This window comes from Anaerozeibacter quisquiliarum (assembly GCF_051162045.1).
GTDB lineage: Bacteria > Bacillota > Clostridia > Christensenellales > Aristaeellaceae > Anaerozeibacter > Anaerozeibacter quisquiliarum.
Window position 1 is genome coordinate 70699 of sequence record NZ_JBISDI010000010.1, and the last position, 22756, is coordinate 93454.

Consider the following 22756-nt stretch of genomic DNA (forward strand, 5'->3'; position numbering starts at 1 on the left):
GATGCGCGCGGTGATACAGCGGGTGAAGCACGCAAGCGTGTCGGTAGGCGGCGAAGTCGTGGGCCGCATCGGGCCGGGGTATCTGGCGCTGGTGGGCTCGGAGGAAGGGGATACCGAGGCCGATCGCAAATACGTCGAGGACAAGATTTTTGGGCTGCGCATCTTCGAGGACGAGGCGGGCAAGATGAACCGTTCGATCGAGGACGTTCGCGGGTCGATTCTGCTGGTGTCGCAGTTCACGCTGCTCGGCGACGCGCGCCACGGGCGCAGGCCCAGCTTTTCGCGCGCCGCGCGGCCCGAGGCCGCGGAGCCCATGCTGGGCGAGATGGCCGACAACCTCCGCGCGCGCGGCATCCGGGTCGAGACCGGCAGGTTTGGAGCGGACATGGAGGTCAGTTTGCTCAATGACGGCCCGGTCACGCTGCTGCTCGACAGCCGAAAGGGGTTTTGAGATGGAGATACGCCGCATACGCTGCGGAATGTACGCGGCCAACGCCTACCTCGTCTATGAAAAGCAAGGCGAAGAGGCGCTGCTGATCGATGCGGGCGACGCGCTGCCCGAGCTCTTGCAAGCGGTTGAAGCCAGCGGCAAGCGTCTGAAACATATCCTGCTGACGCATGGCCACTTCGACCACATCCTGGCCGCCGGGCGGCTGCGCAAGGCGACCGGGGCCGAGGTGCTGATCGGGGCGGGCGACGCGGATTACCTGCTCGACCCGGCGCTGAACTGCTACGACGCGCGCTCGTCGCAATTGACGTTTGAGCCCTGCCGCGCCGACCGGCTGCTCGAAGAGGGGCCGATCACCCTGGCCGGCATGGCGTTCGAAGTGCTCGGGACGCCCGGGCACACGCCCGGCGGGCTGTGCCTGTGGCACGAACAAACCTGCGCGCTGTTTACCGGCGACACGCTGTTCGAGCGCGGCTACGGCCGGCTCGACCTGCCCGGCGGCGACGAGGCGGCGATGATCGCTTCGCTGGACCGGCTGTTCAGGATGCCGGACGCCGCGACCGTCTACGCGGGGCACGGATCGCCGGCGGGCCTCGGCGAGATTGCGGAGGCCTGGGCGTGATCCATTTGACCACCGACGCGCCCGAGCTGTACGGCGACATCTGCGAAGTCGTGCGGCTGTTCCGGCCGGATGCGCAAATCAGCCTGACCGAGGGGACGCGCCCGCTCGCGCACCGGCACGAACAGATCGGCGGCCGCTGGCGCGAGACCTGGACCTTCGACGGGCGTACGCTGACGCACGAGGCCGACGCGGTCGCCGGAGGCCTCGAGGGAAAGCGCGCCTACAAGCGCGCGCTCAAGACCGGGCTGTTTCTGCTGCTTAAGCAGTTGACCGGCGCGGCGCCGCCCTGGGGCTCGCTGACCGGCATCCGCCCGACGCGCCTGCTCTACGAAGCCCGCGCGGCCGGGATGAACGAGGCCGAGGCCGAACGCTTTTTGATCGACACCTTCTACGTCGAGCCCGCGCGCGCGCGGCTGCTCACCGACATCCTGGCGATGCAGCGGGGCCTCATCGAACGCGAGATGGACGAGTACGACCTGTATATCGGCATCCCCTTTTGCGTGACGCGCTGCGCCTATTGTTCATTCGCCTCGGACACGCTGGGCGACGGACGGCTGGTCGAGCCCTATTTGGCGGCGCTGTTGCGCGAGATGGAGGGCGCGCGGCGCATTGTGCAAGGGGCCGGGCTGTGCGCACGGGCCTGCTACCTCGGCGGCGGCACGCCGACCGCGCTGACGGCGGAACAGCTGGACAGGGTACTCGAAAAAGCGCAGGCGCTGTTCCCGGGCGCGCGCGAGTGGACCGTGGAAGCCGGCCGGCCCGACACGATCGACCGGGCGAAGCTTACGGTCATGCGCGACCGGGGCGTCGAGCGCGTGAGCGTCAACCCGCAGACGTTCAGCGACGAGACGCTCAGGCGCATCGGGCGCGCGCATACGAGCGCCGACACGCTTAAGGCCTATGAACTGGCGCGCGAGATGGGCTTTGAGGTCAACATGGACCTGATCGCGGCGCTGCCGGGCGAATCCACGGCCGACTTCGAGGCGACGGTGGGCCGGGTGATCGCCCTCATGCCGCACAGCGTCACCGTGCATGCGCTTTCGATCAAGCGGGCCAGCCGACTGCACGAGCAGGCATGGGTGCAGCCGGAGGCGGGGGAGGCCGCGCGGATGGTGGAACTGGCGCGCGCGCGGTTGGGTGCTGCGGGGTATCGGCCCTATTACCTGTACCGCCAAAAGTACATGGCGGGCAACCTCGAAAACGTAGGCTACGCGCTTGAGGGCCGCGCGTGCGTCTACAACATCGACATCATGGAGGAGACCGCGCCCATCCTGGCGCTCGGCGCGGGCGCGATCACCAAGTGGCTGTTTCCGCGAGAAAGGCGCATCGAGCGCGCGCCCAACGTGAAGAACGTCGAACACTACATTGCGCGCGTCGATGAAATGCTCGAGCGCAAACGACGGCTGATTGAAGGAGGAGAACAAAGATGACGGAGATGAAACGATGGGTGGCCTTGGGACTTTTGCTCATGACGGTGCTCTCGCTCGGCGGCTGCGGCAGCCAGCCGACCAAGAAGGCCGATGAGATTCCGTACCCCGAGGTGACCCTCGAACTCAAGGACGGACATGTGATGCGCATGGTGCTCTACCCCGAGATCGCACCCAACACGGTGGCCAACTTCGTGAACCTGATCGAGCAGGGCTTCTACAACGACCTGACCTTCCACCGGGTAATCAGCACGTTCATGATCCAGGGCGGCGATCCGCTGGGCAACGGCACCGGCGGGCCCGACTATACGATCAAGGGCGAGTTCAAGAACAACGGTTTTGAAGGCAACGACCTGAGCCACACGCGGGGCGTGGTGTCGATGGCGCGCGCGACCGACCCCAATTCGGCGGGCAGCCAGTTCTTTATCATGCACGGCGACTATACCAAGCTCGACGGCGACTACGCGGCGTTCGGCAAGCTGGTCGGCGACGACAGTTACGCCACGCTCGACATGATCGCGAACACGCAGACCGACCCGCTCGACAAGCCGCTCGTGGAGTACAAGATCGCGAAGATGACCGTGGATACGAAGGGCTACAAGTACACCGTGGTGAAGAATGAAGAAGTGGCCTGACGACCGCGGCAGCCGCGGATTCCTGCGGATCTTTTTCCGCCCGGCCGCGTCGCCTTCTGCTTGACGCAGCGCCGCTACGCCTGCGCCTCGGCTCCTTGCCGGACGAACAGATTTCTCGCAATCTTTCACGAATGCTGTGGTCGCCAGGCCACTGCCATCATAAGGAGGGCATCTTATATGAACCCCATCGTGACCATCGAAATGGCGTGCGGCGATGTGATTAAGGCCGAGCTGTTCCCCGAGATCGCGCCCAACTCGGTCGCCAACTTCGTCAGCCTGATTCAGCAGGGCTTCTACGACGGGCTGATCTTCCACCGCGTGATCCCCGGCTTCATGATCCAGGGCGGCGACCCGACCGGCACCGGCATGGGCGGGCCGGGCTACTCGATCGCGGGCGAGTTCCGTCAAAACGGCTTCCCCAACGCGCTCAAGCACGCGCGCGGCGTGCTGTCGATGGCGCGCAGCATGATGCCCGACTCGGCGGGCAGTCAGTTCTTCATCATGCACGGCGACAGCCCCCACCTGGACGGGGCCTACGCCGCGTTCGGTCAGGTCACCTCGGGGATGGAGGCGGTCGACCGCATCGCGCATACCCCGACCGGCGCGCAGGACCGCCCGAAGGCCGAGCAGCGCATGAAGAAGGTGACCGTTGATACCTTCGGCAAGACCTACCCGGTGAAAAAGGTGTAGGCCATGGCGTATCAGGCGTTGTACCGCGCCTGGAGGCCCGGGCGCTTTGCCGACGTGGTGGGCCAGGAGCCCATCGTCACCACGCTGATCCGCCAGATCGAGACCGGACGCGTGGCGCATGCCTACCTGTTCTGCGGCAGCCGCGGCACCGGCAAGACCACGACCGCCAAGGTGTTCGCGCGCGCGATCAACTGCGCGAGCCCTGCGGGCGGCGAGGCCTGCGGCGCGTGCGAGGCCTGCGCGGAACTATCAAAAGAGAACAACATGGACGTGGTTGAGATCGACGCCGCTTCGAACAACGGCGTCGACGAGATCCGCGCGCTCCGTGAAAAGGTGGTCTACCCGCCGAGCGTGGGCCGCTACAAGGTGTACATCATCGACGAGGTGCATATGCTCTCGACCGGCGCGTTCAACGCGCTGCTCAAGACGCTCGAGGAGCCGCCCGAACACGCGGTATTCATCCTGGCGACCACCGAGCCTCAAAAACTGCCCGCCACGGTCCTGTCGCGCTGCCAGCGCTACGACTTTAAGCGCATTCCGGCCAGGCTGATCGTCGGACGGCTGCGCACGGTGGCCGATGCCGCCGGGGCCGAGGCGGAAGAGGCGGCGCTTGCCGACATCGCGCGCGCCGCCGAGGGCGGCATGCGCGACGCGCTGTCGCTGCTGGACATGTGCCTGTCCTACGGCGCGGGCAAGGTGACCGCAGAACTGGTGCGGGGCGTGCTGGGCGCGTCCGACCGCACGTTCCTGTTCGACTTCGCGGGCGCGCTGACCCGAGGCGACGCGGCGCGCGCGCTGCTGCTGATCGACCGGCTGATCGCCGACGGGCGCGACCCGGCGGTGTTCGCGCGCGAGGTAGTCGCGCACATGCGCGCGCTGCTGCTTGCGCAGATCGTCAAAGCGGAGCTGGCCGAGCTGCTGGAGTTGGCCGAGGAGGACGCGGTGCGCTACCGCGAGCAGGCGAAGGAGCCGCCCCGCGAGGCGTTGATGCGGATGATGCGGCTGTTCATGGACGCCGAGAGCGACATGAAGTGGGCGGCGCAGCCCCGGAGCGTGCTGGAGCTGTGCGCCGTGCGCGCCTGCCACCCCGAGCGCGAACCAGGGGATACGGCGCTGATCGAGCGGATCGCCAAGCTGGAAGCCGCGCTGGCGAGCGGGATGCAGGCGCAAGCCCAACCGGCGCGCGAACCTGCGCCGGACGCGCCCAAGCCCAAGGAAAAACCGAAGCCTGCGCGCGCGCCCGAACCGGCGGCGAAGGCTGTGACCGCCGTCCCCGAGGCCGAGGGCGCGGCGCAGTGGACCGCGGCGCGCTCATTGGTGGAGGAGCGCGCCAAGGCCAGCTTCCCGCTGATCCGCGAGGCGGCGTTCAAGGGCCTAGAAGGCGACGCGGCCGTGCTGGAGCTGCCGCGCACGCGCAAGATGTACCGCGCCATACTCGACAAGGACGCGATGCGCGCGCCGATCGAGCAGGCGCTGAGCGAAGCCTTCGGCCGGCCGATGGCGCTCAAGGTGACCGTCGAGGGCGACCGCGCGTCGGGCGCCCAACCGCCGGTCGTACCGCCGCAGGGCAGGGAAAACCTCCGGCACTTCGCCGACCTGTTCGGCCGGGAGAACCTCGTCATTCTGGATGACGAATAGCGCTACGTAACGCGAATGTGCTTTACAGCGCGCGTAACCCCGGCGTATACTATAGCAATTACCGTTGAGAAGGAGTTGTTATCCATGGCCGATGTCCTCGTACGCGATCTGTACCGCGAAGTGCCGACCGGCGATCTGCCGGGCGTGACCGTGAAGGGCTGGGTGCGCACCGCGCGCGAAAGCAAGAATTTCGCGTTCATCGAGCTCAACGACGGCAGCTGCTTCAGGAATTTGCAGATCGTACTCGAGGAAGTAGCTTTGCCCGGCTACCGCGAGCTGCTGCGCGAGGTGGGCGTGGGCGCGGCGATCGGCGTTTCCGGTACGCTGATCGCGACGCCCGACATGCCCCAGCCGTTCGAGCTCAAGGCGACGGAGCTTACGCTGATCGGCGTAAGTCCCAGCGACTACCCGCTGCAAAAGAAGCGCCACACGCTCGAGTACCTGCGCACGATCCAGCACCTGCGCCCGCGCGCCAACCTGTTCCAGTGCGCGTTCCGCATACGCTCGATCGCGGCGCAGGCGATTCACCGCTTCATGCACGAGCGCGGCTTCGTCTATGCCCACACCCCGATCCTGACCGGCTCCGACTGCGAGGGCGCGGGCGAGATGTTCTCGGTCACCACGCTCGACCTCGACAAGGTGCCCAAGACAGCGGACGGAGAGGTCGATTACGACGCCGACTTCTTCGGCAAGCGCGTGGCGCTGACGGTGTCGGGCCAGCTCAACGCCGAGGCGCTGGCGCTGGCGTTCCGCAATGTGTACACCTTCGGGCCCACGTTCCGCGCCGAGAACAGCTACACCGCGCGCCATGCCGCCGAGTTCTGGATGATGGAGCCCGAGATGGCCTTCGCCACGCTCAAGGAGGACATGGATCTGCAGGAGGACCTGGTCAAGTACCTGATCGACGCCGTGCTTTGCGAGGCCCCCGAGGAGATGAAGTTCCTGAACGGCTTTGTCGACAAGGGCCTGATCGAGCGGCTGACGCAGGTGCGCGACGCCGAGTTCGCGCGCGTCGGTTACACCGATGCCATTGAAATCCTCAAGGCTTCGGGCGTGGCGTTCGAGTATCCGGTCAGCTGGGGCTGCGATTTGCAGACCGAGCACGAGCGCTATCTGAGCGAGCAGCACTTTGGCCGGCCGGTGTTCGTAACCGACTATCCCAAGGCGATCAAGGCGTTCTACATGCGCCTGAACGACGACGGCAAGACCGTGGCCGCGGCCGACCTGCTGGTGCCCGGCGTGGGCGAGCTGTGCGGCGGCAGCCAGAGGGAAGACCGGCTGGACGTGCTGGAAGCGCGCATCCGGGAGATGGGCATGGAGCCCGAGAGCTACTGGTGGTACCTCGACCTGCGCAAGTACGGCTCCTGTCCGCACGCCGGCTTCGGCATGGGCTTCGAGCGGCTGATCATGTACCTGACCGGTATTGCCAACATCCGCGACGTGCTGCCTTTCCCGCGCACCACGCGCAGCGCAGATTTTTAGGGGAGACCACAGCCGCATAACCGACAGTTCGCAGCCCTCCTGTCGTTAAACAAAACCAGGTTTGCCGTGGCGACACGGTATGTCGGGGCGCTTCACCAGCGCCCCGATTTTTGAGGGCGGCGTGTGCCGCCCTCGTAATTTTTAGAGAAGGAAGGAATCTCCATGGACATGAAATCGTTCTTTACCCCCCGCATGCTCACTCAGGCCGCGGTGATCGCGGCCATCTACGCGGCGGTCGCGTTGCTGCTCGCGCCGATCTCGGGCTTTCAGGGCAATTTCCAGCTGCGCGTGTCCGAAGCGCTTACGATCCTGCCGGTGCTCACGCCGGCCGCGGTGCCGGGGCTGTTCGTCGGCTGCCTGACCGCCAACCTGCTGGGCGGCGCGACCGCGCTCGACGTCATCTTCGGCTCGCTTGCCACGCTGATCGCGGCGCTGCTGACCCGCCGGCTGCGCGCGCGGCCAGTGCTTGCCGCGCTGCCGCCGGTCGCCGTCAACATGCTGGTGGTGGGCCTCGTGCTCTCGCTGTCCTACAACACCCCGTTCCTGCTCAACGCCATGTGGGTGGGGCTGGGGCAACTGGGCGCGTGCTACGCGCTGGGCCTGCCGCTGCTGTGGGCGCTCAGGAAGGTCGATTTCCCCAAGATATAACATTTGTAATATTTACGGCTGAATATTTAGAAAGGGCTTGATATTGAAATAGTTTTGTAATATAATGGCGTTGGTGAACCAATACGAGGCGGAGGTATGGATCGTGCGCATTCGTAATCCATTCATCCAACGGATCAAGGCGGCGTGCGCCTGTGTGTGCGCGTTGATGATGCTGTGCGCCGGGATGCCGGCGCTGGCCTCAGTCACGGCGCTGCTCAAGGCGGACGCCAAGATATATGCCAAGGCCGACAAGCGGAGCAAGGCGCTAAAGACGGTGCGCAAGGGCGGCAAGGTCAGCGTTGCCGGAACCAAGGGCAAGTGGGCGCGGCTGGTCGGCGGCGGCTACATCGCCAAGGACAAACTGGCAAAGACCGGCGCGAAGCACGAAAAGACGCCGGCCAGCCGGGGGAAGAAGCAAAAACCGCAAAAGAAATCGCCGAAGAACAACTGTCTGCGTATGCAGAAGCGGCTGGCCGCAAAGGGATACTTGAAGGCCTCGTCCGCGACCGGCAGCATGAACGCAGCCACCGAGAAGGCCATCCGCGTGTTTCAAATGATAAACGCTCTGTCCGTCAGCGGCAAGGCCAATGCATCCACGGTTCGGAAGATCTTTTCGAAGGGCGCGCGCAAGATGCCCAAGGTGTCGGACGCCGCCTGGGGCCGCAGCGGCATCGAATGGGCGTTCCGCCGGCGCGGGACGGCCAGGATCGTCGATCTCACGACGGGCAAGCGCATCAACATCCGGCGCGTGGGCGGGCACAACCACCTGGACGTCGAACCCAAGACCGCCGGCGACACCGCGCGGCTCAAGAAGGTTTACGGCGGGGCCTGGTCGTGGGACAGCCGACCGATCCTGCTGGTCGCGCGCGGGCGCTACTACGCCGCCGCGATGAACGGCATGCCGCACGGGGCCGAGATCAGCAAGACCAACAACTTCAACGGCCAGTTCTGCATCCACCTCAAGGGCAGCATCACCCACGGCACCGAGCGCGGCAACCCGCAGCATCAGGTCAATGTGGACAAGGTCAGTCGGTATTTCAACGGCTAATCGCAGATCGTTCCATGCTCAATTTTCAGCAGTTCCGAAACCTCCGCTCCGGCCAGGTCCGCAGGGTCGGTGCAGGTAATCAGCGTTTGCACGTCGCCGAGCGCGTGCAGCAGTTGCCGGCGGCGCGAAGGGTCGAGCTCGCTGAGCACGTCGTCGAGCATCAAGATCGGGTGCTCGCCGGTTTCCTCGTGCATGACCTTAAGCTCCGCCAATTTGAGCGACAGCGCGCAGGAGCGCTGCTGGCCCTGTGAGCCGAAGGCGCGCGCATCCACAGCGTTCAGCGTGAGCGCGAGGTCGTCTCGGTGGGGGCCGACCGAGGTAATGCCGCGCGCCAAATCCGATGCGCGCGCGCGGTCGAACGCGATGTAGAGCGCCTGCGCAAGCGCCGCGCCCGACTCGTCCGAACCGATCGAACAGGCATAGCGCACGTCCAACGCCTCCCGGCCGCCCGACAGCCCGGCATGCACGCGCCCGGCGTGCGCGGCCAGCTTTTCGACGAACGCGCGCCGGTACTCGATGATCGACGCGCCCGAAGACGCCAGCTGCTCGTCCCAGCTGGGCAGGGTTTTGAGCAGCGACTCATCTTTGAATGCGTCGCGCAGCAGCCGCCCGCGCTGGGTCAGCGCGCGCTGGTAGCGTTGCAGCGCGTAATAGTAGGCCGGGCGGATTTGCGACAGTTCCATGTCGATGAAGCGCCGCCGCTCGGCCGGGCCCGCCTTGACCAGCGCCAGGTCCTCGGGCGAGAACAGCACGCCGCACACATGCCCCATCAGCTCGCCCGAGCGAGCGATTGCCGTGCCGTTGACCTTCACCTGCTTGCGCGCGGCCTCGGGCAGGGTGATCTCGACCTCGTGGCTGCCGTCGCCCTGCTGGGTTACGACCGTAACGCGCGTGAGCGGCTGGCCCCAGCGGATCAGATCGCGGTCGCGCGCTGTGCGGTGCGAGCGCCCGGTGCAGCACAGGTACAGCGCTTCGAGCAGCGCGGTCTTGCCCTGCGCGTTGTCGCCGGTGAGCGCGGTGATGCCCGCGGCCGGGCTGAGCTCGGCGCGGGCGTAGTTGCGAAAATCATGCAGTTTAAGATGGAGAGCTTTCATTATTTGCGGCTCGCGAGCTTGCGGCGGCGTTCGCCGTCCAGCACGCGTTTGCGCATGCGGATCGATTTCGGCGTTATCTCGACCAGCTCGTCGTCGCCGATGAACTCCAGCGATTCCTCGAGCGTGGGGATGCGCACGCTGGTGGCGCGGTACACGTCTTCCGCGCCCGCGCTGTTGCGCATCGAGGTCAGGTGCTTTTTCTTGCACACGTTGACGTCGATGTCGCCGGGGCGGGAATTCTCACCCACCACCATGCCGCTGTACACGCGGTCACCGGGGCTCACGAACAGCATGCCGCGCTCCTGGATGTAGAAAAGCGCGTAGGCCGCCACGTCGCCGGTCTCCGAGGCCACGAGCGAGCCCGAGACGCGCGAGGGGATGTCGCCCTTGGCGGGCGCGTAGCCGTCGAACACCGCGCTCATCACGCCCTCGCCGCGCGTGTCGGTCAAAAATTCCGAGCGGTAGCCGAACAGCCCGCGCGCCGGGATCGAGAATTCCAGGCGCGTGCGCTCGACGCCGCTGAGCGACAGCAGGGTACCGTACCGCCGGCCCAGCTTTTCGATCACCGCGCCCACGTATCCGCTGGGCACGTCGCAAACCAGCCGCTCCATCGGCTCGTGCAAAACGCCGTCCACCTCTTTATAGAGCACCGTCGGCTTGGTCACGGCGAATTCGTAGCCCTGGCGGCGCATGGTCTCGATCAAGATCGACAAATGCAGCTCGCCCCGGCCCAATACCTTAAAGGCGTCGGTGCTGCCCAAATCCTCGACGCGCAGCGACACGTCGGTCTGCGTCTCCTTGAAGAGGCGCGCGCGCAGGTGGCGCGAGGTGACGTACTGCCCTTCGGTGCCGGCAAACGGGCCGTCGTTGACGCAGAAGGTCATGGCCACCGTCGGCTCGTCGATCTGCACGAACGGCAACGGCTCGACGGAACCCGGCGCGCACAGCGTATCGCCGATTGCCAGATCGTCGAAACCGGTCACCGCCACGATGTCGCCCACCTCGGCCGACTCGCAGGGCACGCGCTTGAGCCCGTCGAAGGAGAACAGCCCGGTCAGCCGCGTGGGCGCGGAAATCTGGTCGTTCAGATGGTTGCAGGTGACGGCCATTTGCGCCGAGTGGATGCTGCCGCGCTCGATGCGCCCGATGCCGATGCGCCCGACGTAGTCGTTGTAGTCGAGCGTGGAGATTAAGAGCTGCAGCGGCGCGTCCGGGTCGCCCGCAGGCGCGGGGATGTGGCGGAGAATCGCGTCGAACAGCGGCCGCAAGTCCGCTCCGGGCTTTTGCCAATCGAGCGTGGCGGTGCCGTCGCGCCCGGAGGCGAACACCACCGGGCTGTCGAGCTGCTCGTTGGTGGCGTCGAGCTCAAGCAGCAACTCCAGCGTCTCATCCACCACCTCGACGGGGCGCGCGTCGCCGCGATCCACCTTGTTGACGCAGATGATGACCTTAAGCTCGAGCTCGAGCGCCTTCTTGAGCACGAACCGGGTCTGCGGCATCGGGCCCTCGAACGCGTCCACCAGCAGCACCACGCCGCCCACCATCTTGAGCACCCGCTCCACCTCGCCCGAGAAGTCGGCGTGGCCGGGGGTGTCGACGATGTTGATCTTAACGCCCTCATAGTGCACGGCGGTGTTCTTGGCCAAGATCGTGATGCCGCGCTCGCGCTCGATGTCGCCCGAATCCATGACCCGATCGGCCACCTGTTGATTTTGACGGAACACGCCGCCTTGCTTGAGCATCTCGTCGACCAGCGTGGTCTTGCCGTGGTCTACGTGGGCGATGATCGCGATGTTCCGGATGTCGTTTCGCGTAATGTTCAAATACAAGTCTCCTTTTTTATCAGACGACGAATGCGTCGGCCTCGACGCGGTCGGCGGTTTCCATGAGTTTCAGGCCCTCGTTGTTTTCCATCGCCAGCCGTATGCTCCACTCGTTTTCAAACAGCAGCACGTCCCGGCCCGACTGGTCGATGGCGATGTGGGTGGTGCTGGTCAGCCGCAGCCGGTTCGGCGGCTTGGGCGTTTCGCTCACCCAGCGCACGAGGCGGAACGGCAGGTCCTCGCGCGCAATCTCGACGCCGTACTCGGCCTTAAGCCGGTACTCGAGCACATCCATTTGCAATATGCCCACCACGCCCGCGATCATCTCCTCGCGGCCGATGTTCGGGCGCTTGAAGGTCTGGATCGCGCCCTCCTGCGACAGCTGCGCGACGCCCTTGAGGAACTGCTTGCGCTTCATCGAATCGACCGGACTGACCCGGCAGAAGAACTCGGGCGCGAACAGCGGTATCCCTCCGTAGCGCACCGGCTTGCCGGTGCACAGCGTGTCGCCCAGCCGGAAGATGCCGGGGTCGAACAGGCCGATGATATCGCCCGGATAGGCGGTCTCGACCGACTCGTGCTCCTGCGCCATGAACTGCTGGGGCTGCTTGAGCGCGATCTCTTTGCCGGAGGACGAGTGCCAGGCATCCATGCCCTTTTCGAACACGCCCGAGCACACGCGCAGGAACGCCAGCCGGTCGCGGTGCGCCGGGTTCATGTTGGCCTGGATCTTGAACACGAAGGCGGTGAATTTGTCGTCGGTCGGCTCGATCGTGCCCGCGTCCGACACGCGGGGCGTGGGCGACTTGGTGTAGCGCAGGAAGCGCTTGAGGAACGGTTCGACGCCGAAGTTGCTCACGGCCGAGCCGAAGAACATGGGCGTCAGCTGGCCGTTCAGGATCTGCTCGAGGTCGAACGGGTCGCCCGCCACGTCGAGCAGCTCGATGTCTTCGATCAGCTTGTCGTGGTAGCCCTTGCCGAGCGCCTCCCTGAGCGCCGGGTCGTCGAGCGCGATGGTGCGCACGTCCACTTGCCGCTGCCCGTGGTCGCCGCCCTGGTATAATTCGACCTCGCGGGTGTCGCGGTGGTACACGCCCTTGAAATCGCCGTGCACGCCGATCGGCCAGTTGACCGGACAGGAGCGTATGCCCAGCACCCGCTCGAGCTCCTCCATCAGCTCGAACGGATCCTTGCCGGCGCGGTCGAGCTTGTTGACAAAGGTGAAGATCGGAATCGAGCGCAGCCGGCACACCTTGAACAGTTTGACCGTCTGCTCCTCGACGCCCTTGGCGCAGTCGATCAGCATGCAGGCCGAATCGGCGGCGACCAGCGTGCGGTAGGTGTCCTCGGAAAAATCCTGGTGTCCGGGCGTGTCCAGGATGTTGATGCGGTAGCCGTCGAAATCGAACTGCATCGCCGACGAGGTGACCGAGATGCCGCGCTGCTTCTCGATCTCCATCCAGTCGCTGGTGGCGTGGCGCGAAGCCTTGCGCGCCTTGACCGAGCCGGCCTGCCGGATCGCGCCGCCGTAGAGCAGCAGCTTCTCCGTCAGCGTGGTCTTGCCCGCGTCGGGGTGCGATATGATGGCGAACGTGCGCCGCCGCTCGGTCTCGCGCTTGAGCTCGGGATGCTGCATATAAGGGAACCTCCTAGTAAGCGTAAAAGCCAAACTTTATTTTATCGCTTAAGAAGAAGGTTTGTCTAGGGAGGGATCGTTATTTTTGATTAATTCGCGGAGCGTTACCGCAGCTCGACGGACACGCCGATGTCGCCCAAGCCGGTCAGGAACCGGAGCGAGCGGTCCGCATTGCGGGGCTTGAACTGCTCGCCAAAATCGGGGGTGGTGATGTCGCATTCGATGCCTGCGTCCGCCAGCACCGAGGCGGCGTTTCCGCTGATGATGTTGGATACCTCGCACAGCGCGGACTCCACCATTTCATCGACGGTGTCCACATCCATAAAGGTCATGGCCCGGATGATCGAGAATGCCGTTTCGCGGGGGAAGACAAACGTGGCGTTCCCCTCGCGCCGACCCAGAAGCCCCACATTGACGTACAGCCCATCGTCCGACGCGGGCAGGCCCTGTTCCACGCCGACGACCTGCGCGCCGGTCAGCGTGGCAAACACGCTCCGCATGCTTTCGGCGAAGCTCTCCTGATAGGTTTTGGCCTGTGACGGCGCCTTGGGTTTTACGAGATCGACATACTTTCGGTCTTCGCCGGCGACGTGGTAGATCAGCCAGGTGGTCAGCGTGCCCACAAACTGCTTCAGCACCGGCTGGGCAAAATCCGACTCCGCCATCCTGCGCTCGGCTTCCAGGACGGTTCGCACAAACCCCTGATGAATCCGCCTGTGCGCCTCGCGGTCCTTGTATCCGATCTTCAGCTGGTAGGCTTCCTCGTCCGCGAAGTGGTTCACCACGTACCCCTTCAGGAAGGCCACCGCGCGGACGCTTTCGGCCCTGGCCTCGTCCCATTGCTCGCCGCCTACGATGTTCATCAGCTTTTCAACCATCTCAAAGAGCGCCTTGTGCTGCGTATCGATGCTGTCCACGCCGATTTGATAGCTCTCTTTCCACATATGCCGTTTATCCTTTCTATTGCTGCCGTTGTTTCGTCAATGACCTATGCCCCGGGCAGCGTCACGCAATCGACGCGCAGATGGGGATTTGCCTCGGCGGCGTCTTGAATGACGCGGTAGAACGGCTCGGCGTGGGGGTAGAGGGGCGCGCCGTGCTGTTCGTATTGCAGGCACAGGATCGAGGTGGGCGCGCCGAGGACGGTCAGCTCGTCGTACAGCGCGTCCAGGTTCATGCCGTAATGGGGCGGGAAATCAAGCTCGTCCCGCAAATGGGCGTGCATCTGCCGCACGTCTGCCAGCGCGCGGGGGTTCAGGCACAGGTAGCGCATATCAGTTGAGCCTCTCAAAAGTCTTGTAGTGGTCGGCGGTATAGTAGATCAGGCCGTCGCTTGAGAACACGATGCGCTTGGCCCCGCGCGTCCCGCCGCGGTAGTCGATGTCGCATTCGCGCCACGTCCGTCCGGGCGCGGCGGGCAGCAGGCCCTCGTAGTTGCCGAAGCGGTCGCCGCCGATCGATTGGCCGGGCGCCACCTGATCGAGCGTCGTTTGGCGGTTGTCGAAGCCGAGCTTCGCGGCCTGCGCCTTGGTGATGTAGTTGCCCGGCAGGCGGCCGTAGGTGTTTATGTACAGCGCCACCTCGTCCTTGGCGTCGTAGCGGCCGTCCTCGTCGATCGCCTGTGCGGGCGGCGTTTCCTCGGACTGAAACAGGTCGCCAAGCCGCTTGGGCTCGAGCTTTTCCCCTTTCAGCAGGCCGAATTGCTGCCCGAGCAGCACCGCCGCCACCAGAAAAGCGATTGCGATCCAGTGCGCGAATCTTTTCATACAGAAGTCTCCGATCGGCGCTTTTGCGCCATTGTATCATATGTGATATAATATTTCAAACAAAAGGATACCGGGAGGCCCAGTCATGAGCAATTTCGTCCACCTGCACCTGCACAGCCAGTACAGCCTGCTCGACGGCGCGTGCATGATCGACCCTCTGATGGATCGGCTGGAATCGCTCGGCCAGACGGCCTGCGCGATCACCGACCACGGCGCGATGTATGGGGTGGTGGAGTTCTACCAGGCCGCAAAGAAGCGCGGCATCCACCCGATCATCGGCTGCGAGGTGTACGTCTGCCCCGACATGGAGGATAAGCGCAGCGCCGCGCGCGATTACGGGCACCTGGTGTTGCTGTGCGAGAACCAGACCGGCTACAACAACCTGGTCAGGCTGGTCAGCGAGGGTTTTTTGCGCGGTTTCTACTACCGGCCTCGCGTCGATTACGCGCTGCTTGAGCGTTACAGCGAGGGGCTGATCGCGCTGTCGGCCTGCCTGTCGGGCGAAGTGCCGGCGCTGCTGCTCGACGGGCGCGAGCAGGAAGCGCGCGAGATCGCCGAGCGCTACCGCGCGATCTTCGGCGATGGCAACTTCTTCATCGAATTGATGGATCACGGCATCCCCGAGGAGAAGCGGGTGTTGCCGAGGCTGGTCAGGCTGGCCCGGTCGATGGATCTGCCGCTGGTCGTTTCCAACGACTGCCACTACCTGGAGGCGGGCGACGCCGAGGCGCAGGAAGTGCTGATGTGCATCCAGACCGGCAAGACGCTGTCGGACGAGAACCGCATGCGCATCGAGACCGACCAGCTCTACGTCAAGAGCGAGGAGGAGATGCGCGCCCTGTTCCCGCAGTTCGACGACGCATTCGACAACACGGTCAAAATCGCCGAGCGCTGCCGGGTGGACTTCGACTTCGGCGCGCGGCATCTGCCCAGGTACCCGCTCGAGCCGGGTCAGGACGCGGCCTTGCTTTTGCGCGCGCTGTGCCGCGAGGGGCTTGAAAGGCTTTATGGCACGGACGCGCCGGAAGCGCAAGCGCGGCTCGACTACGAACTCGGCGTGATCGAGTCGATGGGCTTCGTCGATTACTTTTTGATCGTGTGGGATTTTATCAAGTACGCCAAGGACAACGGGATCCTGGTCGGGCCGGGCCGGGGCAGCGGCGCGGGCTCGATCGTGGCCTACAGCCTGTCAATCACCAGCGTCGACCCGCTCAAGTACAACCTGCTGTTCGAGCGCTTCTTGAACCCCGAGCGCATCTCGATGCCCGACCTCGACATCGACTTCGACTACGAGCGCCGGGGCGAGGTGATCGACTACGTGGCGCGGCGCTACGGGGCCGACCATGTGGCGCAGATCATCACCTTCGGCACGATGGCGGCCAAGGCGGCGATCCGCGACGTGGGCCGGGTGCTGGACATGAGCTATCAGGAGGTGGACGCGGTCGCCAAGATGGTGCCGTTCGCGCTGGACATGACGTTGAACAAGGCGCTGGGCGGAAGCGCCGAGCTGCGCTCGGCCTACGACGGCGACGAGCGCGTGCGCAAGCTGATCGACACCGCGATGAAGCTCGAGGGCATGCCGCGCCACGCCTCCACCCATGCCGCCGGCGTGCTGATTACCGCGCGCCCGGTCAGCGACTACGTGCCGTTGCAGACCAACGACGAGGTGGTCACCACCCAGTTCCCAATGGGCACGCTCGAGGCGCTGGGGTTGCTCAAGATGGACTTCCTGGGCCTTCGGACGCTGACCGTGATCGGCGACAGCCTGAAGATGATCGCGGAAGGCGGCGGGCCGCGCCTTGCGCCCGAGGACATACCGCTCGACGATCCGGCGATCTACAGGATGATCTCCTCGGGCGACACCGACGGCGTCTTCCAATTGGAATCGAGCGGCATGCGCAGCTTCCTGATGGCCATGAAGCCGAATTGCTTCGAGGACATCATCGCCGGCATATCGCTGTACCGGCCCGGCCCGATGGAGTCGATTCCGCGCTACATCGCGGGCAAGCACGACCCCGCGTCCGTGAAATACCTCGACCCCTCGCTCGCGCCGATCCTGGACGTCACCTACGGCTGCATGGTGTACCAGGAGCAGGTGATGCAGATCGTGCGGGACCTCGCCGGCTACTCGATGGGCCGCAGCGACCTGGTGCGGCGCGCGATGTCCAAGAAGAAGCACGACGTGATGGCCAAGGAGAAGGAATACTTCATCCACGGCAAGCTGAGCGAGGACGGCACCGTCGAGGTGCCGGGCGCGGTGCGGCGCGGCGTGCCCGAGACCGTGGCCGAGCGGCTGTTCGAGGACATGACGGCTTTCGCCAGCTACGCTTTCAACAAATCGCACGCCGCCGCCTACGGCGTGGTAGCCGCGCAGACCGCCTGGCTCAAGGCCCACCACCCGGTCGAATTTATGGCGGCGCTGATGAACTCGGTGACCGGCAACGCCGACAAGGTGGGCTATTACATCATGTACTGCCGCAAGCACGGCATTTCCGTGCTGCCGCCCGACGTCAACCGCTCGCAGGAGCGCTTCACCGTGGACGGCCCGGCGATCCGGTTCGGGCTGGGCGCGGTCAAGAACGTGGGGCGCGGCGCGATCCGCGAGATCGTGGACGAGCGGGCGCGCGGCGGGGGTTATAAGGATTTGTTCGACCTGATCGAACGGCTGGGTGAGGGCGCGGTCAACAAGAAGGTGATCGAGAGCCTGATCATGGCGGGCGCGACCGACAGCCTGCCCGGCCTCCGCGCGCAGAAGACGGCCGTCTACGAGAAGGCGATGGACGGGGCGGCCCGCGCGCGCAAGTCCAGGCTCGAAGGGCAGATGTCGCTGTTCGGCGGGGAGCTGGGCTTGGCGGTCGAACCGCCCAGGCCGCCGATGCCGAACGTCGAGGAATTCAACTGGCGGCGGCTGCTTTCGATGGAGCGCGAGATGACCGGCGTGTACATCTCCGGCCATCCGCTCGACGAGTACGCCGAACAATTGGCGAAGCTGCCGTTCAACCGCCAAAAGCTTACCGATCTTTCCGAAGAACCCGACCACGGGCTATCGATGGACGGGCGGCAGGTGGCGATGGGCGGGCTGATTATTGATAAGCGGCTCAAGGCCACCCGATCGGGCGCGATGATGGCGTTCGTGCAGCTCGAGGATCTGTACGGCGTGACCGAGGCGCTGGTGTTCCCGCGCGTGTACGAGCGCCTGGGGCAGCAGCTCGAGCCGGGCCGCGCGGTGGTGATGACCGGAAAGCTGTCGGTCAGGGAGGACGAAGCACCCAAGCTGCTGCTGGACGGGGTGCGGGCGCTGGACGCGGATGCGATGGGGGCCGACGCGATGGGTTCCAATGCCCCTCCCCGGAGGGATGCCGCGGAGGAACCGGCCGACGAATCCGACCTGCCCGCAAAGCTTAGGTCGCGCCCGTTTGTGCGCGGAAGCGCCGGGCCCGACCCGCGCCGGCTGTACCTGCGGCTTGCGGACGCGGCGCAGCGCGAGCAGGCGGCTCGGCTGCTGATGCCCACGCCCGGCCTGATCCGCGTGGTGTTCGCGATCGGCCCGGACAAACGGCGCGAAAACGCGCCCCGCAATCTGTGGGTGGGCGAAGACTTCGACCGGGCGGGGCTCGTGACGCTGCTGGGCGAGGGCTCGGTGGTGCTTCGGTAGCCCCATTCCCCTTGAGAGAGGGGAGTGGGGGCGTCCGCCGCGCCCCTCTTGTGATGTGCATGCGAATATGTTATAGTATCTTCATAAATTACTGCGATCTGTGAAACGAACGAGGCCAGTCCATCCGGAGGGATACCCATGCGCGACACATACGTTCCGAATTTTAAGGTGCCGGTCCGCCGCAAACCCAGCCGCGCGATGATTACGGCCATGCTGCTGTGCGTGCTGATGCCGCCGCTGGGGCTCGTGCTGCTGTGGGGGAAGGTGCGCTGCCCGCTGCGGGGCAAGCTATGGATTTCCTCGATCAGCCTGGCCTGCATGGTCGCGGGCATGACGCTGCTGATCGGCTGGCGCGAGCGGGCCAATTACGCCCCGCCGCCGGTTCCGGTGACCTATACCTACGGCGACGCCCAGAGCGCCGAGCAGGCCCCGCAGGCCCCGCAAGGCGCGCAGCAGGACGCGCAGGGCGCCCCGCAGCAGGACGCGCAGGAGCCGGACGCCGAAGCGCCGGGCGACGGGGTGGTGCCCGCCAACCCGATGGGATAGCCAGATTTTAGGGACGCGGCGGCCTGTTCGGCGTTTTTCCGGCCCGTAATCCCCCCAATTTAGGCCATTTTGGGCGGTTTCGCTTGACGTAATGGGCAATTTCGTATAAAATCATGATACTTGGGATGCCAAGCACTCCATTCAGGAGGTTGAATTATGTTTTGCAGCCATTGTGGCAAGACGCTGGACCCCGCGGCGGACAACTGCCCGCATTGCGGCGTCCCGCTGGGCGAGAGTCGCATGAGCGGCCATACCTCGGTGCAGCCGCGTTACCTGCCACAGAAGAGCGAAGGCGAACCGCGGCGCTACGCGCCCTACACCAAGACCAGCTATATGGGCGAAGGCGATGCCGGCGAGGATGTGTACTCGCGCACCGCCTACCGTCCGGTGCTGGCGGTGGACAACGCGCAGCCGGCCGAAGAAGACGAGGACGAGGACGGGCGGGATGAGCCGGCCTCCGAGGGGGCGGCCCAGGCCGCGCCGGAGGACGGAGACAATGTGCAGCCCTTCCCGGGGCTCAAGCTCGCCCAAGGGCAGCCCGACGCGCATCAGTTGGAATCGCTGGGCAAGCTGACGGCGGTGCCTGAGGACGCGCCGCCGACCGAGGAGGCGCAGCGTATTCTGGCGCGCGAGCTGGATCTGCGCGTCCAGCCGCCCAAGCCCATCCGCAAGGCCGGCATCAGCCCTGCGGTCGCGGGCTACATCGAGCGCATGGAGGCGCTCAAGAACAAGGGGCGCAAGAAGCGCGACGAGGACGACACCGAGGAGACCGCGGAGGTCGCCACGTCCGGCGACGGGGCTGAACTGCTGGAAAAGCTCAACCGGGACAAGGATCGGGCGCTGCGCCCGACCAGCCCCGTACGCAAGTGGGTCATGCGCGGCATGGCGGTGGCCGCGATCGTGGTGCTGATCGCGAGCGGGCTGATCTATCTGGCCCAAAGCACCCAGCCGCGCTCGCCGATCGAGGGCGTCAGCAAGGACCTGTACGACACGGGCCTGACGCTTATCAAGACGCGCGCCACGCTCGAATACCGCGCCGGCATCATCAACCTGTTCAAGTCCGACCCCACCGCGGCTCAAGCGCAAAGCCGACTGGCCGCCGACCTCGAGGAGGTGCGCGCGCTCAAGTCGGCCGCGCCGATGGAGCATGACGGCGAGTTCATCGAGGCGCTCGCGAGCATTCAAAACGCCGTCGGCACGGCGGTGGCCACCGACGCGTTGGCGGCGCTGGCAACCGACTCGCAGACGCAGGCCGAGCAGAAGGCGGCGTCGGCCGAGCAGTGGGGCGTCATCGACAACGCCATCCGGCGCATCGAGAGCGCGGTTGCGCTCGAGGACCTCCGCGCGGCGGAGAGCGGCGTCAAGGCGGTCGAGGCCACGCCCGAGCCCGCGCAGCAGCAGCCCGCCGAGACGCCCGCGCCCTACCAGCGCCTCAAGCGCAAGGACAAGGGCCCCGCGGTCAAGAAGCTGCAGCAGCGCCTGTCCGAACTGGGCTGGTACGGCGCCGTCATCGACGGCGTCTACGGCAGCAACACCATGATCGCGGTCAAACGTTTCCAGCCGGCGGTCGGCATGGAAGGCGACGGCATCGCCTCGCCGGAGATGCAGGAGAAACTGTTCTCGGACGACGCGCCCAGGTTTACGCCGGGGGCGCAGGTGGTGGGCGCGCCCGACAGCGTGACCAAGCCGGCCAACCCCGACGGCGCGTCGGAGACCGCCGCGCCACAGGCGGACGAAGGCCAACCCAAGTAAAATCGACGAAGCGACGGGGACGGGCGCGCACGCGCCCGTCCCTGCCTCTTCATTTCTCTTCGAAAGGAGCTGCATCTTATGCGCGACATCCCCATCGCCGCGTTGATCTATGATTTTGACCATACGCTCTCGCCCAAGGACATGCAGGAGTACGGCTTCCTGCCGGGGCTCGGCGTGTCGCCCGACGATTTCTGGGCGTCCTGCCGTCAGGCCGCGGTCGCGGACAGGATGGACGGTGTGCTGGCCTACATGTACCGCATGCGCCAGGTGGCGCTCGGCCGCCTGGCGCTGACCCGCGAGGCGCTCGGCAAGCTGGGAAAAGGCATCGAGTTCTTCCCGGGCGTCGAGGACTGGTTCGCGCGCACCGTAGAAATGGGTCGCGAGATCGGCGTCGAGGTCGAACACTACATCATCTCGTCCGGGCTCAAAGAGATCATCGACGGCACGCGGATCGCCGGCGCGTTCAAGGCGGTGTTCGCCGCCTCCTATGTGTACGGGCCGGACGGCGAGGCGGTCTGGCCGGCCACCGCGGTCAACTACACCAACAAGACGCAATACCTGTTCCGCATCAACAAGGGCTTGCTCGACGTGACCAACGACCGCGACCTCAACGACTTCACGCCCGAGGAGATGCGCCGCGTGCCGTTTCCCAACATGATCTACGTGGGCGACGGGCTGACCGACGTGCCCTGCATGAAGATGACCCGCCAAAAGGGCGGAACCTCGGTCGTGGTCTACGCGCCGGGCGACCGGGCGCTGGCCGACGACATGCTGACGCAGTGCCGGGCCGACTTCGCGCTGCCGGCCGACTACCGCAAGGGCGGCGAGCTCGAGCGCACGGTCGAGCTGATCTTCCGCCAGATCCGGGCGCGGCACGATCTGAGCGTAATCCACGAAGCGCAGATGGAGCGTGCTGGAAATTTACAAGAACGCGATATATAGCGCCGCCCCGCTCTTCTATAATGACTTTGCCGGGGTCGATATCCTGAAAAGGAACCGAACCCATCCGGCGGGCGCCCTTTCCGTTCCCCCAATTACGTCGGGTATCCTACGGCAGTTGCCGATTCATTCTGACGCCGCCTGGCGGATGCTTTTCCGCCCGCTCATTCCCGCAACCCCCTCGGCGCAGCGCGGCTGCGCGGTCGGGTTCTGCAGAAACGATCGGACGAAAAATCCTCCCGCCAACCGACGTCCGAATAAACCGGCGGCTACCTGGCGAACCCGAACGGAGGTATGCTTATGAACAACCATTCCAAGACCTTTCACCTGACGTTCACCGCCGCCTTTGCCGCAGTTATCTTCCTGCTGGGCATGACGCCGCTCGGGCTCATACCGCTCGGGTTCATCAACGTCACCATCCTGTGCGTGCCGGTGGTGGCGGGCACGCTGCTGCTGGGGCTCAAGAGCGGACTGATCCTGGGCGCGTGCTTCGGCATCGCCAGCACCCTCAGCGCGTTCGGCCTGTCGATGACCGCGCCGTCCGCGCTGGCCCTGGCGCTGGCGCAGCGCAATCCGGCGCTGGCGGTTGCGATGTGCGTCGTGCCGCGCCTGGCGGTGCCGGTGGTGGCGCATCTTGTGTACCGCCTGGGCGCAAAGGGGCGGGAATGCTCGACCAGGGCGCTGCCGTTCGCGGCGGCGGCGGGGTCGCTCACCAACACGGTTCTGTACCTGGGGCTGATGCTCCTGTTCTACATCGCCGCCGGGATCGACGCCCAGCCGGTGCTCGGGTTGATCGCCGGTGTGGCGGCGACCGCCGGCATCAGCGAGGCGGCGGTGGCGGCGCTCCTGGTCACGCCGATTGTCGGCGCGCTGAGGAAGGCAGGAAAGAAACAAGAGTAGGAGAAGA

At 65.5% G+C, this 22756-nt stretch carries 20 protein-coding genes; 14 read left to right on the forward strand and 6 right to left on the reverse strand.

From position 1 onward, the window contains the following. Window position 1 precedes the first annotated feature (1 nt). The 9 genes from dtd to ACH6CV_RS06190 all read left to right on the forward strand — a co-directional run bounded on the left by dtd (window position 2) and on the right by ACH6CV_RS06190 (window position 8638). Window positions 2–451 carry a D-aminoacyl-tRNA deacylase gene (gene dtd / locus ACH6CV_RS06150; protein ID WP_456357298.1) on the forward strand — a complete coding sequence of 150 codons (450 nt, stop codon included), beginning with the start codon at window positions 2–4 and terminating at the stop codon, window positions 449–451. Between the two features lies 1 nt (window position 452). Next, window positions 453–1070 carry an MBL fold metallo-hydrolase gene (locus tag ACH6CV_RS06155; RefSeq protein ID WP_456357299.1) on the forward strand — a complete coding sequence of 206 codons (618 nt, stop codon included), beginning with the start codon at window positions 453–455 and terminating at the stop codon, window positions 1068–1070. Beyond that, window positions 1067–2500, forward strand: a complete 1434-nt coding sequence (gene hemZ / locus ACH6CV_RS06160) for a coproporphyrinogen dehydrogenase HemZ (protein ID WP_456357300.1) — start codon at window positions 1067–1069, stop codon at window positions 2498–2500. Before ACH6CV_RS06155 ends, hemZ begins: the two co-directional genes overlap by 4 nt. Beyond that, window positions 2497–3132: a peptidylprolyl isomerase gene (locus tag ACH6CV_RS06165; RefSeq protein ID WP_456357301.1), complete on the forward strand. Its 636-nt coding sequence runs from the start codon at window positions 2497–2499 to the stop codon at window positions 3130–3132. Before hemZ ends, ACH6CV_RS06165 begins: the two co-directional genes overlap by 4 nt. Window positions 3133–3309: 177 nt before the next feature. Continuing rightward, complete coding sequence (locus ACH6CV_RS06170) at window positions 3310–3822, forward strand: peptidylprolyl isomerase (protein WP_456357302.1); 513 nt, start codon at window positions 3310–3312, stop codon at window positions 3820–3822. A gap of 3 nt (window positions 3823–3825) precedes the next feature. Then, window positions 3826–5460: a DNA polymerase III subunit gamma/tau gene (gene dnaX / locus ACH6CV_RS06175; protein WP_456357303.1), complete on the forward strand. Its 1635-nt coding sequence runs from the start codon at window positions 3826–3828 to the stop codon at window positions 5458–5460. A gap of 84 nt (window positions 5461–5544) precedes the next feature. Then, window positions 5545–6942 carry an asparagine--tRNA ligase gene (asnS, locus tag ACH6CV_RS06180; protein WP_456357304.1) on the forward strand — a complete coding sequence of 466 codons (1398 nt, stop codon included), beginning with the start codon at window positions 5545–5547 and terminating at the stop codon, window positions 6940–6942. A 162-nt stretch (window positions 6943–7104) separates the two neighbouring features. Then, window positions 7105–7590, forward strand: a complete 486-nt coding sequence (locus ACH6CV_RS06185) for a QueT transporter family protein (RefSeq protein ID WP_456357305.1) — start codon at window positions 7105–7107, stop codon at window positions 7588–7590. 103 nt (window positions 7591–7693) lie between these two features. Next, window positions 7694–8638 carry a peptidoglycan-binding domain-containing protein gene (locus ACH6CV_RS06190; protein ID WP_456357306.1) on the forward strand — a complete coding sequence of 315 codons (945 nt, stop codon included), beginning with the start codon at window positions 7694–7696 and terminating at the stop codon, window positions 8636–8638. Here the strand turns inward: ACH6CV_RS06190 and recF are convergent. The 6 genes from recF to ACH6CV_RS06220 all read right to left on the reverse strand — a co-directional run bounded on the left by recF (window position 8635) and on the right by ACH6CV_RS06220 (window position 14957). Continuing rightward, window positions 8635–9732, reverse strand: coding sequence for a DNA replication/repair protein RecF (recF, locus tag ACH6CV_RS06195; RefSeq protein ID WP_456357307.1), 1098 nt, complete (start codon window positions 9730–9732; stop codon window positions 8635–8637). The two genes, ACH6CV_RS06190 and recF, sit on opposite strands and share 4 nt — an antisense overlap. Then, entirely contained in the window at window positions 9732–11555 is a 1824-nt protein-coding gene (gene typA / locus ACH6CV_RS06200; RefSeq protein WP_456357308.1) for a translational GTPase TypA, read from the reverse strand. The genes recF and typA overlap by 1 nt, the downstream gene beginning before the upstream one ends. Window positions 11556–11574: 19 nt before the next feature. Further along, entirely contained in the window at window positions 11575–13191 is a 1617-nt protein-coding gene (locus ACH6CV_RS06205; RefSeq protein WP_456357309.1) for a peptide chain release factor 3, read from the reverse strand. 104 nt (window positions 13192–13295) lie between these two features. After that, a complete protein-coding gene (locus ACH6CV_RS06210; protein ID WP_456357310.1) occupies window positions 13296–14135 on the reverse strand; it encodes a bacteriohemerythrin in 840 nt (279 codons plus the stop codon). Window positions 14136–14179: 44 nt separating this feature from the next. Beyond that, the gene (locus tag ACH6CV_RS06215) at window positions 14180–14464 is read right to left on the reverse strand and encodes a barstar family protein (RefSeq protein ID WP_456357311.1); all 285 of its coding nucleotides are present in this window, start codon (window positions 14462–14464) and stop codon (window positions 14180–14182) included. Window position 14465: 1 nt separating this feature from the next. After that, on the reverse strand, window positions 14466–14957 hold the full coding sequence (locus ACH6CV_RS06220) for a ribonuclease domain-containing protein (protein ID WP_456357312.1): 492 nt from the start codon (window positions 14955–14957) through the stop codon (window positions 14466–14468). Window positions 14958–15042: 85 nt separating this feature from the next. Between ACH6CV_RS06220 and ACH6CV_RS06225 the strand changes: the two genes are divergently transcribed. The 5 genes from ACH6CV_RS06225 (at window position 15043) to ACH6CV_RS06245 (ending at window position 22749) form a co-directional block, all read left to right on the forward strand. After that, window positions 15043–18612 (forward strand): DNA polymerase III subunit alpha, encoded by a 3570-nt coding sequence (locus ACH6CV_RS06225; protein ID WP_456357313.1) that lies wholly within the window; start codon window positions 15043–15045, stop codon window positions 18610–18612. A 138-nt stretch (window positions 18613–18750) separates the two neighbouring features. Continuing rightward, a complete protein-coding gene (locus tag ACH6CV_RS06230) occupies window positions 18751–19158 on the forward strand; it encodes a hypothetical protein (protein WP_456357314.1) in 408 nt (135 codons plus the stop codon). A 156-nt stretch (window positions 19159–19314) separates the two neighbouring features. Beyond that, a complete protein-coding gene (locus ACH6CV_RS06235) occupies window positions 19315–20910 on the forward strand; it encodes a peptidoglycan-binding protein (RefSeq protein ID WP_456357315.1) in 1596 nt (531 codons plus the stop codon). A gap of 78 nt (window positions 20911–20988) precedes the next feature. After that, window positions 20989–21852, forward strand: coding sequence for an HAD family hydrolase (locus tag ACH6CV_RS06240; RefSeq protein WP_456357316.1), 864 nt, complete (start codon window positions 20989–20991; stop codon window positions 21850–21852). Window positions 21853–22149: 297 nt separating this feature from the next. Continuing rightward, window positions 22150–22749, forward strand: coding sequence for an ECF transporter S component (locus tag ACH6CV_RS06245; RefSeq protein ID WP_456357317.1), 600 nt, complete (start codon window positions 22150–22152; stop codon window positions 22747–22749). The last annotated feature ends 7 nt before the right edge of the window (window positions 22750–22756 follow it).

Coding starts and splice junctions, on each gene's coding strand:
- asnS (WP_456357304.1), top strand. CDS start 5,545: ATGGCCGATGTCCTCGTACGCGATCTGTACCGCGAAGTGCCGACCGGC.
- ACH6CV_RS06245 (WP_456357317.1), top strand. CDS start 22,150: ATGAACAACCATTCCAAGACCTTTCACCTGACGTTCACCGCCGCCTTT.
- ACH6CV_RS06165 (WP_456357301.1), top strand. CDS start 2,497: ATGACGGAGATGAAACGATGGGTGGCCTTGGGACTTTTGCTCATGACG.
- ACH6CV_RS06185 (WP_456357305.1), top strand. CDS start 7,105: ATGGACATGAAATCGTTCTTTACCCCCCGCATGCTCACTCAGGCCGCG.
- ACH6CV_RS06220 (WP_456357312.1), bottom strand. CDS start 14,957: ATGAAAAGATTCGCGCACTGGATCGCAATCGCTTTTCTGGTGGCGGCG.
- ACH6CV_RS06235 (WP_456357315.1), top strand. CDS start 19,315: ATGTTTTGCAGCCATTGTGGCAAGACGCTGGACCCCGCGGCGGACAAC.
- ACH6CV_RS06230 (WP_456357314.1), top strand. CDS start 18,751: ATGCGCGACACATACGTTCCGAATTTTAAGGTGCCGGTCCGCCGCAAA.
- ACH6CV_RS06210 (WP_456357310.1), bottom strand. CDS start 14,135: ATGTGGAAAGAGAGCTATCAAATCGGCGTGGACAGCATCGATACGCAG.
- recF (WP_456357307.1), bottom strand. CDS start 9,732: ATGAAAGCTCTCCATCTTAAACTGCATGATTTTCGCAACTACGCCCGC.
- ACH6CV_RS06225 (WP_456357313.1), top strand. CDS start 15,043: ATGAGCAATTTCGTCCACCTGCACCTGCACAGCCAGTACAGCCTGCTC.
- ACH6CV_RS06215 (WP_456357311.1), bottom strand. CDS start 14,464: ATGCGCTACCTGTGCCTGAACCCCCGCGCGCTGGCAGACGTGCGGCAG.
- dnaX (WP_456357303.1), top strand. CDS start 3,826: ATGGCGTATCAGGCGTTGTACCGCGCCTGGAGGCCCGGGCGCTTTGCC.
- ACH6CV_RS06170 (WP_456357302.1), top strand. CDS start 3,310: ATGAACCCCATCGTGACCATCGAAATGGCGTGCGGCGATGTGATTAAG.
- ACH6CV_RS06155 (WP_456357299.1), top strand. CDS start 453: ATGGAGATACGCCGCATACGCTGCGGAATGTACGCGGCCAACGCCTAC.
- ACH6CV_RS06205 (WP_456357309.1), bottom strand. CDS start 13,191: ATGCAGCATCCCGAGCTCAAGCGCGAGACCGAGCGGCGGCGCACGTTC.
- ACH6CV_RS06240 (WP_456357316.1), top strand. CDS start 20,989: ATGCGCGACATCCCCATCGCCGCGTTGATCTATGATTTTGACCATACG.
- dtd (WP_456357298.1), top strand. CDS start 2: ATGCGCGCGGTGATACAGCGGGTGAAGCACGCAAGCGTGTCGGTAGGC.